The sequence below is a fragment of the Mesorhizobium sp. M7A.F.Ca.US.005.03.1.1 genome (assembly GCF_003997975.1).
Classification (GTDB): Bacteria; Pseudomonadota; Alphaproteobacteria; order Rhizobiales; family Rhizobiaceae; genus Mesorhizobium; species Mesorhizobium ciceri.
Window position 1 is genome coordinate 49,063 of the sequence record NZ_RZRO01000021.1, and the last position, 12,581, is coordinate 61,643.

10 protein-coding genes are annotated in these 12,581 nt (G+C 63.9%); 5 read left to right on the forward strand and 5 right to left on the reverse strand.

Going from position 1 to position 12,581, the window contains the following annotated elements; all coding sequences use genetic code 11:
• Positions 1-211: 211 nt before the first annotated feature.
• From EN990_RS12095 to EN990_RS12110, 4 genes are all read right to left on the reverse strand, one after another.
• Entirely contained in the window at positions 212-943 is a 732-nt protein-coding gene (locus tag EN990_RS12095; RefSeq protein WP_013528567.1) for an SDR family oxidoreductase, read from the reverse strand.
• A 186-nt stretch (positions 944-1,129) separates the two neighbouring features.
• On the reverse strand, positions 1,130-3,502 hold the full coding sequence (locus EN990_RS12100; protein WP_127369150.1) for an aldehyde dehydrogenase family protein: 2,373 nt from the start codon (positions 3,500-3,502) through the stop codon (positions 1,130-1,132).
• Between the two features lie 70 nt (positions 3,503-3,572).
• On the reverse strand, positions 3,573-4,622 hold the full coding sequence (deoC, locus tag EN990_RS12105) for a deoxyribose-phosphate aldolase (protein ID WP_127384715.1): 1,050 nt from the start codon (positions 4,620-4,622) through the stop codon (positions 3,573-3,575).
• A gap of 153 nt (positions 4,623-4,775) precedes the next feature.
• Positions 4,776-5,603, reverse strand: a complete 828-nt coding sequence (locus tag EN990_RS12110) for a ferredoxin--NADP reductase (protein ID WP_027040179.1) — start codon at positions 5,601-5,603, stop codon at positions 4,776-4,778.
• A gap of 221 nt (positions 5,604-5,824) precedes the next feature.
• Between EN990_RS12110 and EN990_RS12115 the strand changes: the two genes are divergently transcribed.
• The 4 genes from EN990_RS12115 (at position 5,825) to EN990_RS12130 (ending at position 11,738) form a co-directional block, all read left to right on the forward strand.
• The gene (locus EN990_RS12115; RefSeq protein ID WP_127384716.1) at positions 5,825-7,909 is read left to right on the forward strand and encodes a hydantoinase/oxoprolinase family protein; all 2,085 of its coding nucleotides are present in this window, start codon (positions 5,825-5,827) and stop codon (positions 7,907-7,909) included.
• A 1-nt stretch (position 7,910) separates the two neighbouring features.
• The gene (locus tag EN990_RS12120; protein WP_127384717.1) at positions 7,911-9,653 is read left to right on the forward strand and encodes a hydantoinase B/oxoprolinase family protein; all 1,743 of its coding nucleotides are present in this window, start codon (positions 7,911-7,913) and stop codon (positions 9,651-9,653) included.
• A gap of 123 nt (positions 9,654-9,776) precedes the next feature.
• Entirely contained in the window at positions 9,777-10,553 is a 777-nt protein-coding gene (locus tag EN990_RS12125) for an ABC transporter substrate-binding protein (protein ID WP_127369582.1), read from the forward strand.
• A 54-nt stretch (positions 10,554-10,607) separates the two neighbouring features.
• Complete coding sequence (locus tag EN990_RS12130) at positions 10,608-11,738, forward strand: aminomethyltransferase family protein (RefSeq protein WP_127369581.1); 1,131 nt, start codon at positions 10,608-10,610, stop codon at positions 11,736-11,738.
• A 191-nt stretch (positions 11,739-11,929) separates the two neighbouring features.
• Here EN990_RS12130 and EN990_RS36800 read toward each other — a convergent pair whose 3' ends face one another.
• A complete protein-coding gene (locus EN990_RS36800; RefSeq protein ID WP_335919021.1) occupies positions 11,930-12,193 on the reverse strand; it encodes a hypothetical protein in 264 nt (87 codons plus the stop codon).
• 10 nt (positions 12,194-12,203) lie between these two features.
• On the opposite strand from EN990_RS36800, the gene EN990_RS12140 reads away from it, so the two are divergent.
• Positions 12,204-12,581, forward strand: a complete 378-nt coding sequence (locus tag EN990_RS12140; RefSeq protein WP_348629883.1) for a Fic family protein — start codon at positions 12,204-12,206, stop codon at positions 12,579-12,581.

Here is a 12,581-nt window from a genome sequence, read left to right on the forward strand (position 1 = left end):
TTCTCCTGATTGCGGCCTCGCGGCCTTTTGCAAACTTTCCGCCAAGGCGATTGCTCCTTCAAGGAACCGGCGGACCGTACTCACCGACCTGACTACGGACAAGCGCGATCGCCATACAAGATAGCCGGCGCGCGGGATTTTCAGACTGTTCGATCCCCTGTTGAACGCCGGCAACGGGCCAGATCGTCCGGCCCACGCAAGATTTCCGCAGTCAGATCGACCAGCCGCCGTCGATATTGTAGGCCTGCCCGGACGTGTACGTGGCGCCGGCCAGGTAGACGGCCAGATCGGCGATTTCCTCCGGCGTGCCGAGCCGGCCCATCGGCTGGCGGGCGATGAAGGCGGCGCGGGCGGCATCATAGTCGCCTTGCGCGTGCATGCGGTCCTGCAGCGACGGGCTCTCGACCGTGCCGGGGCAGATGGCGTTGCAGCGTATGCCCTTGCCGACATAGTCGGCGGCTATCGCCTTGGTCAGGCCGATGACCGCGGCCTTGGTCAGGCCATAGACGAAGCGGTTGGGCACGCCCTTGGTGGAACTGGCCAGCGAGGCCATGTTGATGATCGATCCGTCGCCGCGTTCCAGCATGCCGGGCAGCACGGCCCGGCTGGTGCGGATCATGGCGCGGACATTGAGGTTCAGCGCGAAATCGAGGTCGCCGTCCTTCATCTCCAGGATCGAGCCCGAATGGACGAAACCGGCGCAATTGAACAGCACGTCGACGACACCGATCTCGGCAAAGGCGGCGTTGACGGCTTCGTCGTTGAGCACGTCCAGCTTGCGGGTCTTGATCCCTGGCGTCTTGGCGAGTTCCGCCAGCAGCGTCTCGTTGATGTCGGTGGCGTAGACGATGGCGCCGGCTTTTGCGAAGGCCAGTGCGCTCGCCTTGCCGATCCCTTGCGCCGCTGCCGTGACGACAACGACCTTGCCTGCCAGATCCGCCATGCTGTTCTCCTCGTCCGCTGGGATAGTCCGGGTCTACCTGCGGCTGGCCAAGGCGTCATGTGCCAGTCACGCGTGATCGTGCAGCCTGCGCCGTTGACCGTTCACTGATAAAGATGTTTTTTCTCGTTAAAGAACATCTGTCCGGGCGTCAAGCCCGAACACGATCTGAACAGTACCGGCAGGCCATCAATCGCCGTAAGGCACCCAGACATTCTTGACCTCGACGGCGCGGCGTAGGAAGGCGTCGCCGGCGGCTTGGTCGGATGCCCAGTCGATGCCGCGGCCATTGCCGCTCCAGACGCGCTTGAGGTTGCCGATGGACTCGGCTTCCGCCTTGGCGCAGGTCTCGGCATCGGCGAACACCCAAAGCCCGTCGACATCGTCATGCTTGGCCAGCACGCCGGCGAGTTCGGCGCTGCGACCGGTGACGATGTTGATGGCGCCTGAGGGAATGTCGGAATATTCGATGACCTGGTAAAGATCGGTCGCCAGCAGCGGGTAGCGCTCCGACGGCACTGCGACCACGGTGTTGCCCATCGCGAGTGCGGGTGCAATCAGCGAGATCAGGCCGAGCAGCGGCGAGGCATCCGGCGCGACGATGCCGACGACGCCGACCGGCTCGTGCAGCGCCAATGTCACGGCACGCGCGGGCGGTTGGTGCACGCGGCCCTCGAATTTGTCGGCCAGACCGGCATAGAGGAACAGCCGCTCGATGGATTGTTCTACCTCTTCCCGCGCAGCCTTGGGCGTGGCGCCGGTCAATTCGGTGAGACGGGCGGCGAACTCGCCGGCGCGGCCGGAAAGGTTCTCGGCCAGATAATAGAGCACCTGGGACCTGTTATAGGCGGTCGCCTCCGGCCAGGCCTTGGCACCGCGGGCGGCGGAGACGGCATCGCGGATATCCTTGCGGCTACCAAGCCCAACTTCGCCGGCAAGCTTGCCCTTGGCGGTGGCGACAGCCAGCGAATAATTGCCGTCCGGCCGTACCTGCTTGCCGCCGATGAACAGCTTTGCCGTACGGTCGATTGCCGCGCCATCGGCCTGCTCGACCGGTTGCGCCGACATCGTCGCCGGCTTGATGACCGGGCCGAGCGGCAATTTTGCCGTGAGATATTCGAACATGCCCTCGCGCCCGCCCTCACGACCGAAACCACTCTCGCGGTAGCCGCCGAAGCCACAGGCGGCGTCGAACATGTTGGTGCCGTTGACCCAGACCACGCCGGCCTTCAATTGCGGCGCGACGTGCAGGGCAAGGTTGACGTTCTCGCTCCACACCGAGGCGGCGAGGCCATAGCGCGTGTTGTTGGCGAGCTCGATCGCTTCCTCGGTGTTGCGGAAGGTCATGGTCGCCAGAACAGGGCCGAACACCTCTTCTTGCGCCAATATGTTAGCCGGCGAAACACCTGTGGCGAGCGTCGGCAGAAGGTAGTAGCCGGAGGACGGCAGTGCGGCATCCGGCTGCCAGCAGACAGCGCCCTGTCTGGCGCCTTCGGCAACCAGGCCCTTGACGCGCTCGAGCTGGGTCAGATCGACGAGCGGACCGATATCGGTGTTCTTGTCCAGCGGGCTGCCGACGCGCAGCCGGCTCATCCGCGTCTTGACCTTGGCGATCAGGGCGTCGGCTATGCCTTCCTGCGCCAGGAGCCGCGAACCGGCGCAGCAGACCTGGCCCTGGTTGAACCAGATGCCGTCGACCAGGCCTTCGACGGCGCTGTCGAGATCGGCATCCTCGAAGACGATGAAAGCCGATTTGCCGCCGAGCTCCAGCGACAGTTTCTTGCCCGAGCCGGCGGTGGCCTTGCGGATGATCTTGCCGACCTCGGAAGAGCCGGTAAAGGCGATCTTCTGGACGCCGGGATGGTTGACGATGGCGACGCCGGCCTCAGGGCCGCCCTGGACGATGTTGACGACGCCCTTCGGCACGCCGGCACGCTCGCAAATCTCGGCGAACAGGATGGCGGTCAGCGGCGTGAACTCGGCCGGCTTCAGCACCACGGTGCAGCCGGCGGCGAGCGCCGGCGCGATCTTCCAGGCCAGCATCAGCAACGGAAAGTTCCACGGGATGATCTGGCCGACGACGCCGACACCCCTATGGCCGGGGAAATCCCTGTCCAGCGCCTGCGCCCAGCCGGCATGGTGGATGAAATGGCGGATCGCCAGCGGCACGTCGATATCGCGGCTTTCGCGGATCGGCTTGCCGTTGTCGATGGTCTCAAGCACCGCGAACAGGCGCTGATGCCGCTGCATGGCGCGGCCGATGGCATAGAGTACTTTGGCACGCTGATAGCCTGAGGCTGCCGACCACTTCGGCAGCGCCTTGGCGGCGGCCGCAACCGCCGCGTCGATATCGGCGGCATTGGCGTCCGAGACCTCGGCCAGCAGCTTGCCGGAAGACGGCTCGCTGGTCTCGAAGGTCTTGCCGCCGGCAGCGGCTTTCCAGTCGCCGCCGATGAACAGCGCCTTGCCGAAATCGCGCGCGGCAAGCCAGGCGTCGGCCTCGTTGCGGGCCTCCGGTGCCGGGCCGTATTCCATGGCGTGATAGCGATCGAGAATGTTCATCAGGTGCCTCCTTCACCCTCCCGCCTGGGAGGGTCGATCGGCAAAAGCCGATCGGGGTGGGGGTAAAGGCTCACGCCATCGCGTGGCGATGATTGGCCGAATAATGTCCGGTCAAATGGTGCTCGAGCTGGCGCTCGATGTCGGTCAAGAGGCTCGACGCGCCGAAGCGGAACAGGTCCGGCTCCAGCCATGGCCGGCCGAGCTCTTCCTTCATCAGCACCAGCCAGTCGAGCGAGGCCTTGGCCGTGGAAATGCCGCCGGCCGGCTTGAAGCCGATGAGATAGCCGGTTTCCTCGAAATAGGCCCTGATGGCACGCACCATGGCGAGGCCGACGGGCAGCGTCGCGTTGACGCTTTCCTTGCCGGTCGAGGTCTTGATGAAATCGGCGCCCGCCATCATCGCCACCATCGAGGCCAGCATGACATTGCGCAGCGTGGCGAGGTCGCCGGTGCCGAGGATGACCTTCAGATGCGCATCACCGCAGGCGGCGCGCATCGAGACGATCTCATTGTAAAGCTCCCGCCACTTGGCGCCGAACACCAGGCCGCGCGGGATGACGACGTCGATCTCGTCGGCGCCGTCACGGACCGAGGCCTCGATCTCCTGCAAACGGGTCGACAGCGGCGCCAGGCCATGCGGAAAGGCGGTGGAGACGGCGGCGACATGGATGCCAGTGCCGCGCACCGCATCGACGGCGGTGGCAACGAAGGGGTGGTAGACGCAGACGGCGGCCGGGCGGATGGTTTCACCTGATATGCCGAGGCCCTCGACAATGTCGCGGCGGAACGGATTGATCGCCTTGGCGCAAAGCCGGCGCACGCGCTCCTCGGTGTCGTTGGAATTCAGCGTCGTCAAATCCATGCAGGCGACGGCGCGCAGCAGCCAGGCGGCCTGGTTGTCGGCCTTGATAGAGCGCCGCTTGGTCAGGCTGGCGACGCGCCGTTCCAGCGCCGAGCGATTGACGCTGCGCACCGATTCCATGAAGCCAAGGTCGAGCTTCATGCCGGGGTTGCGCGCAATGCGATGATCGTGCGGGACGGCTGTATTGGCGGCGGCACGCGCCGGCAGCGGCGTCACCTTGGACGAGCCGACATCGGCTTCGCGGATTGTGCTGCTCATCTCCTGCCCTTTCATTCAGCGACGTGTGCCGAAGATAGCCCGTGAAGCCCTACTTCACGAGTCCTGCGGGCGGTCATAACCGAAAAAGGCGGCGAAAGCAGCAATTTTTGACCGTGCGGTCAAAAACGTAGACTTCCGAGATGTTGGTGCGGCTCAGCCGACGAAGGCGCGCTCGACGACAAAAGTCGCCGGATGGCTCAGCGAGCCTTCCTCGAAGCCGAGGCTTTCGGCTAGTTCCTTGACGTCCTTCAGCATATGCATCGAGCCGCAGATCATGATCCGATCGGTTTCCGGGTTGAGCTTGTCGATGCCGAGATCGCTGTAGAACTTGCCGGAGCCGATCAGCGCGGTGATGCGGCCCATGCGTGCCGATTCCTCGCGGGTCGTCGAATTGTAGAGCGTGACGCGCCCAGTGGTCAGTTCACCGATCAGCGGGTCGCTTTCAAGTGCTGCGACCAGCTCCTGGCCGTAGGTGAGTTCCGCATTGTCGCGGCAGGTATGGGTCAGGATCAGCTGATCGAATTTTTCGTAGGTGTCGGGGTCGCGCAGCAGGCTGGCGAAGGGCGCGATGCCGGTGCCGGTCGAGATCATGAACAGCCGCTTGGCCGGCGTCAGTGCGTCGACCACCAGCGTGCCGGTCGACTTCTGGCGCATGATGACGGTGTCGCCGACCTGGATCTTCTGCAGCTCCGAAGTCAGCGGGCCGTCCGGCACCTTGATCGAGAAGAATTCCAGCTCTTCGTCCCAGGCTGGGCTCGCCACCGAATAGGCGCGGTACACCGGCTTCTCTGCATTGGGCAGGCCGATCATGACGAACTCGCCGGAGCGGAAGCGCAGCGACTGCGGACGGGTGATGCGGAACGAGAACAGCCGGTCGGTGTAGTGCTTCACCGAGACCACGGTTTCGGCATAGACATTGGCCGGAATCGGGAACTGCAGCGGTCGGGCGCCGACGGTATTGAGAGCGGATGTGGTGTTCATCAAATCCAACCTTCTGGCCCAGCTCACGGACGCGGGCGCCAAACCTTCACTTGCGCGCCCGGACCATTCAGGTCCCGGCGTGCTGTTCGCACACTCCAAAGCGGCAAGCTCTTGTGTCCGGAATTTATTAGTATACAAACGATATTTGCGTCAAGATGCTCCCTTAAAACAGCTTTCCAAACTGACGCATATCCGTAGTCCGCGCATTTCGGGTTTCGACGATGGAAGAGAATATTTCGGCGCAAGCGCGCGATCCCCAGGGAAATGTCGTTGCCGGTATCGATGTCGGCGGCACCTTCACCGACCTGCTCCTGATCGACGGAAGCGATGGCGGCAGGGTGTATCTGGCCAAGACGCCGACCACGGTCGACAACCAGGCCTTCGGTGTCGTTTCGGCGCTCGGCGCCACCGGATTTCCGATCGACGGCATCGACCTCATCGTGCATGGCACGACCACCACCACCAATGCGGTGCTCGAACGCCGGCTGGCGAAAACCGGCATGATCACCACGCGCGGTTTTCGCGACGTGATCGAGCTTGGCCGGCGCACGCGGCCGCAGGCCTATGGCATGACCGGCAGCTTCGTGCCGATCATCCCGCGCAATCTCAGGCTCGAAGTGTCGGAGCGCGTCGAAGCGTCGGGTGCGATACGCACACCGCTCGACGAGGCCGAAATGCGCGAGGCGGTGCAGACGCTGATCGCGGCCGGTTGCGAATCCCTCGTCATCCATTTCCTGCATTCCTACGCCAATCCGGCGCACGAGCGGCGCGCCACCGAAATTGCCGCCGAGCTCTGGCCGAACGGCTACATCACGGCAGGCCATGCGCTGCTGTCGGAGGCGCGCGAGTTCGAGCGCGGCGTCACCGCTTCGGTCAACGCCTCGGTGCAGCCGATCCTCGAGCGCTATGTCGAGCGGCTGCGCAAGGAACTGGCTGCAAAAGGCTATGCCCGCGACTTCCTGATCATGAACGGCAATGGCGGCATGATCTCGGCCCGCTTCGTCACACGTGAATCGGCCAAGACTGTCATGTCCGGTCCGGCCTCGGGTGTCATCGCCGCCGCCTACACCGGAAAACGTGCCGGCTTCGAAAACCTCGTCACCTACGACATGGGCGGCACTTCGACCGACGTGGCGCTGATCCGCAATGCCGAGCCGGCCGTCTCGAACGAGATCGAGATCGAATATGCCATGCCGATCCATGTGCCGATGGTGGCGGTGCACACGGTCGGCGCCGGCGGCGGCTCGATCGCCCGCGTCGACGCGGCCGGCCTGATCCAGATCGGCCCGGAAAGTGCGGGCGCCAATCCCGGCCCGATCTGCTACGGGCGCGGCGGCCTCGAGCCGACCATCACCGACGCCAATCTGGTGCTCGGCCGGCTGGCGCCGAAGAAGCTGCTGGCAGTCGAAAACCCGGTCACATCAGAGCGCGTCACCGGCATCTTCGAGGAGAAAATCGGCAAGCCGACCGGCCTTTCCGGCGTCGAGGCGGCGGGCGCGGTGCTGCGGCTCGGCAACATGAAGATGGCCGGCGCCATCCGCATGGTCTCGGTGTCACGCGGTCATGACCCCCGCGATTTCGCGCTGTTCGCCTTCGGCGGCGCCGGGCCGCTGCATGCGACTGCCCTGGCGCGCGAACTCGGCCTGCCCAAGGTGTTGGTGCCGGCGCGTCCAGGCATCACCAACGCGCTCGGCTGCGTCGTTGCCGACCTGCGCCACGACTTCGTCAACACCATCAACCAGCCGGTGTCGGTGCTCGACGAAACGCATCTTCACGCGGTATTGGAACGGCACCGAAACGAAGGCGAGGAACTGATCGGCAAGGAAGCGGTAAAGCCGGAGACGATCCGCGTCACCCACTCCGCCGACATGCAGTTCGTCGGCCAGACCCACATCATCAACGTGGCGCTGCCGTCCTCCTCGGTGACCCGGGCAACGCTGCAGCAGCTTTTCGAAAAGGCCTATTTCGCCCGCTTCAAGGTCGAGCTGCCGGAAATCCGAGCCAATCTCGTCAATCTCAATACATCGGTCACCGGCGTGCGTCTGGCGATCGATCTGTCGCGCCTGATCGATCCGGCGGGGCGCGCAGCAACGCTGGACGAGGCGCGGCGCGAAATCCGGCCGGTCTGGTATGCCGGCCGTTGGCACGACACGCCCGTATATGCGCGTGAAAAGCTGCCGCTCGATGCTATCATCGAAGGCCCGGCGATCCTCGAACAGATGGATGCCACCACCGTGCTCGAACCCGGCGACCGCGCACGCAGCGACGCTGACGGCAACATCATCATCGACATTGGCGAGGCCTGATATGGCAAAGCTCGACGCCATCACCCTTTCGGTCCTCCAGGCGGCCCTGCAGCAGGTCTGCGACGAGATGGACCTTACGTTCTCTCGCGCCGCTTTCTCGCCGGTCATCGCCGAGGCCAATGACCGTTCCGACGGAATCTATTCGGCTGTCGACGGTTCGCTGATCGCGCAAGGCAGCCAGGGCCTGCCGGTGTTCGTCGGTGTCATGCAGTATTCGACCAGGACGGTGATCGAGATGATCGCCGACGGCCGTTGCCTGCCGCCGGAACCAGGCGACATCTACGTCGTCAACGACCCCTATCTCGGCGGCACCCATCTGATGGATGTGCGCTTCGCCATGCCGGTCTACCGGGACGGCAAGATTTTCTGCTGGCTATCCAACACCGGCCATTGGCCCGACATTGGCGGCTCGGTGCCGGGCGGATTTTCAGCCTCGGCGACTGCCGTGGAGCAGGAAGGCCTGCGACTGCCGCCCGTAAAACTGTTCAAGAAGGGCGTGCTCGATCCGGAAATCTACGCCATCATCTGCTCCAACATCCGCGTCGCCGACCAGCGCATCGGCGATATCAGGGCCCAGGCCGCCGCACTGCTGATCGGCCAGGATCGGCTGAATGGAATCCTGGATCGTTACGGTGACGAAACTGTTGTCGCGGCGATCGCCGAACTGCGCCGCCGTGCCGCCGAACAGATGCGCGCCAACATCTCAGCCATTCCCGACGGCACCTACCATTCCAAGGCGTTTGTCGATTCCGATGGGGTGGTCAACGAGCCGCTGATCATCGCGCTCGGCGTCGAAAAACAGGGCGACACGCTGACCTTCGATTTCACCGGCTCGTCAAAGCCCTGCGCCGGGCCGATGAACAGCGTGCTGGCGACGACCCTATCCTCGGTCTATCTCGCCATGCGCCACATTTTCCCGGATGTGCCGATCAGCGCCGGCGCGTTTGAACCCCTGATCGTCAAGCGGCCGGAAGGCACGTTCCTCGACGCCAAATATCCGCGGCCCGTCTCGGGCTGCGCCGCCGAGGTGTCGCAGCGCATCGCCGAGGCGGTGTTCGCGGCGATGGTGCAGGCGCTGCCGGACAAGGTGACCGCCGCACCCGCCGGTTCCAGCGGCAATTTCGCACTCGGCGGCAACGACCCGGCACGCGGCCGCGACTACGTCATGTACCAGATCTCCGGCGGCGGTTATGGCGGCAATTCAGGCCATGACGGCCTGACCAATGGCTGCTCGACCATCGGCATCTCCAAGTCGCCGCCGGTCGAGATCATGGAACAGGCATTCCCGGTGCTCTACCGCCACTACGCCTTGCGTGAAGGCTCCGGCGGCGCCGGCAAGCATCGCGGCGGTTTCGGCCTCGCCTATGAGGTGGAAATCCTGCGCGGCGACGCCCGCGCTTCCTTCGTCATGGACCATGGCCGGTTCGGCCCGCAGGGCGCGCTTGGCGGCAAGGACGGCGCCGTCAACACGGTGACCGTCTTCCGCAACGGCGAGGAACACGTGCCGCCGCATTTGTCCAAAGAACAGGACATTGCGCTCAAGGCCGGCGACCGCGTGCGCGTCGGCACGCCGGGCGGCGGCGGCTATGGCGATCCGCTGCAGCGCGATGCCGATCTTGTGCTGCGCGACGTGGCGCTGGGGTACTACACATCAGAGGAAGCCACCGAAAAGTTTGGCGTTGTCCTCTCGGCCGGGGAGTTGGCCATCGACCAGATGGCCACCGACAAGCAGCGCGTCGGCTAACACATCACCGATCGCTCGCCTGGTCTGCTCGCCGCGCCGTGATCGCCGCAGCGCATGTCGTTTCCGTCTCCGCCGCGCGCCTGGAAGACCGTAGACTTCCCGCTTTCAACGGGGATCTCGAACATGCGTCTTTTCGGTCGTTTCGTGCTTGCCGCTTCCGTCGCCCTCACCCTTGCCACGGGTGCCGCCTCCGCCCAGGACAAAAAACTCAGGATCGGCACCGAAGGCGCTTATCCGCCCTTCAACTACGCCAGCGCCGACGGCACGCTGGGCGGCTTCGACATCGACTTGGGGAAGGCGCTGTGCGCCGAGATGAAGTCCGAATGTGAGTTCAGCGTGCAGGATTTCGATGGTTCCATACCGGCGCTGCAGGCCGGCAAGTTCGACGCCATCATCAACATCACTATCACGCCGGAGCGAGCCGAGAAGGTCGAGTTCACCCACAAATACTACCAGACGCCGCCGGCCATCGCCGTGCCCAAGGATTCGACCATATCAGGCACCTCGCCGGACGACCTGAAAGGCAAGGCGCTCGGGGTGCAGACCGCGACCATCCACCAGAAATTCGCCGACCAGAAATATGAAGGCTCGACGGTCAAGGCCTATCCGACGGGCGACGATGCCCGCACCGACATGGCCAATGGCCGCCTCGACGCGATGATGGACGGCTCGATCATCTTGACCGAGTGGCTGAAGAAGCCAGACGGCGCCTGCTGCAAGCTGCTCGGCACGCTGACCGCCGATCCGGCCATACACGGCCCCGGCGTCGGCATCGCCCTGCAAAAGGGCAACAAGGAACTGGCCGACAAGCTCAATGCGGCCATCGACGCGCTGCGCGCCAATGGCAAGTACAAGGAAATCAACGACAAGTACTTTTCCTTCGACGTCTACGGCAGCTGAGAACGACAACAGATGCCTTCCGGCAGCGCCGGCTGGCGCTGCCGTTTTTCTTGAATGATGGAGACTTCCTTGGCTGAGCGGCGTTCCCCTTTCTACAGCAGCATCGTCGGGCTGGGCGCGACCATGGGTCGTGTCGGGGGCGATTTCATCTCGGCCAAAACTTATTCCGGCATTGCCGACGAGCACCTGAACACCCGCAAAAATGTCGGCGTGCAGGATCTCAGCACCATGGGCAAGATGGACATCAAGGGGCCGGACGCCGAGGCGCTGGTCAACCACGTCATCGTCAATGATGCCGCGGCCATGAAACCGGGCCAGGTCCGCTATTCCACCGTCTGCCGCGAGGATGGCGGCATCATGGACGACCTCACCGTGTTTCGGTTGGGTCCGGAGCACTTCATGCTGGTAACCGGCTCGGTCAACCGCCTGAAGATGCTGCCCTGGCTGTTGCATCACGCGCAGGGTCGCAAAGCCTATGTCACCGACATAACCGCAGCCATCGCCTTCCCGACCATCCAGGGCCCGCGCTCGCGCGAACTGCTGAAAGCGTTGATTGCGGATGCCGATCTAGATGGACTGAAGCGCTGGTCGTTCACGTCAGGCCACATCAACGGCACGCGGGTGCTGATCTCGCGCACCGGGGTCACCGGCGAGCTCGGCTTCGAATTGTTCGTGCCGGCCGACGAGGCCGCTTCGGTCTGGGATGCGCTGATGCGGACCGGCCGGGACTTTGGCCTGAAACCCTATGGCGTGCTGGCAATGTTCACGCTGGGCCTGGAAAAGGCCTATCCGGCGCACGGCATCGACATGGATGAGAGCCGCACCCCGTTCCATGTCGGGCTCGACCGCTGGATCAAGTTCGACAAGGGCGATTTCGTCGGCCGGCAAGCGTTGCTCAAGGTTCGCGACAAGGGCCTCGACGAGCAATGGGTCGGCCTGATCCTCGACGGCGACACGCCGGCCGCCACCGATGCCAGGGTCCTGGCCGATGGCGAGGACGCTGGCATCGTCACCTACAGCGATCACGGCTATTCCCTGGGCAAGGTGCTGGCCACGGCGCACCTGCGGCTGCCTTTCACCGCGATTGGCACCGAACTCAGCATCGACATCGACGGCAGGCCGACCCGCGCGGTCGTGGCGCCGATACCGTTCTTCGATCCCGAGGGGGGGAGGTTGCGCGGCTAACTGGGCTTACCCTGGAAATCATTTTGGTCTCTCCTCAATGGTTATGATATTGTCTCGAAATGAAGTCTCCTAGCTCAAGAGCCAGTCGTTCAGCCAAGACCGGCCAGTTCGTGCTGACCAGCGAGCGCGGCGAGAAAATCAGCGCCGTGGAAGGCATGACCTTATCGCCTCGCATGGCGAAATTACTCGCCCTAGGCGTACGACACGGACTGTCCGGTGATGAGCGGCGTTCGCTCATCAAGGAAGAAATCCGCAAGAAGAAATAGACGTTGGTCTACGCCGCTGAGTTCGATCCGCTGTGCTACCCCGGCACGACGGTGCTCATTAACCTGTTGGACATCCGCGACCAGGCTGAGCTTGATGAAGTCGAGCTCGCGCTGTTCCTGACTCGCGCTGACGAGCCATTGCCGGCAGGCGAACTCGACTACCGTCACTATCTCGGCCTGCACCGGCACCTGTTCCAGGATGTGTGGCTGGGCCGGTCAGCCGCGCACCATCCGCATCGGCAAGGCCGGCAATTGGTTCCGCTATCCCGAACACATCGCCACCGAGATGGCGCGGGTCTTTCGCGAACTCGGCAATCCCGACCGCTTAGCTCATCTCGACGGCACCAGCTTTGCGAAGCATCTGGCGCACATCGTCGCGGAGATCAACGCCGTGCATCCGTTTCGCGAAGGCAACGGCCGAACCCAGCTCACCTTCCTTGCGATGCTCGCCGAGCACGCGGGCCTGATATTCAATGACGACATCCTTGAACGGGATCGCGTCATTCAAGCCATGATCGACAGTTTCAGCGGTTCAGAAGCGTCATTGCAAGCACTGATAGAAGACATCATCGCCTAG

Excerpts from the sequence above, each read along its gene's own strand:
- EN990_RS12115 (WP_127384716.1), top strand. The coding sequence starts at position 5,825 with ATGGAAGAGAATATTTCGGCGCAAGCGCGCGATCCCCAGGGAAATGTC.
- EN990_RS12110 (WP_027040179.1), bottom strand. The coding sequence starts at position 5,603 with ATGAACACCACATCCGCTCTCAATACCGTCGGCGCCCGACCGCTGCAG.
- EN990_RS12125 (WP_127369582.1), top strand. The coding sequence starts at position 9,777 with ATGCGTCTTTTCGGTCGTTTCGTGCTTGCCGCTTCCGTCGCCCTCACC.
- EN990_RS12095 (WP_013528567.1), bottom strand. The coding sequence starts at position 943 with ATGGCGGATCTGGCAGGCAAGGTCGTTGTCGTCACGGCAGCGGCGCAA.
- EN990_RS12130 (WP_127369581.1), top strand. The coding sequence starts at position 10,608 with ATGATGGAGACTTCCTTGGCTGAGCGGCGTTCCCCTTTCTACAGCAGC.
- deoC (WP_127384715.1), bottom strand. The coding sequence starts at position 4,622 with ATGAGCAGCACAATCCGCGAAGCCGATGTCGGCTCGTCCAAGGTGACG.
- EN990_RS12140 (WP_348629883.1), top strand. The coding sequence starts at position 12,204 with ATGTGTGGCTGGGCCGGTCAGCCGCGCACCATCCGCATCGGCAAGGCC.
- EN990_RS12120 (WP_127384717.1), top strand. The coding sequence starts at position 7,911 with ATGGCAAAGCTCGACGCCATCACCCTTTCGGTCCTCCAGGCGGCCCTG.
- EN990_RS12100 (WP_127369150.1), bottom strand. The coding sequence starts at position 3,502 with ATGAACATTCTCGATCGCTATCACGCCATGGAATACGGCCCGGCACCG.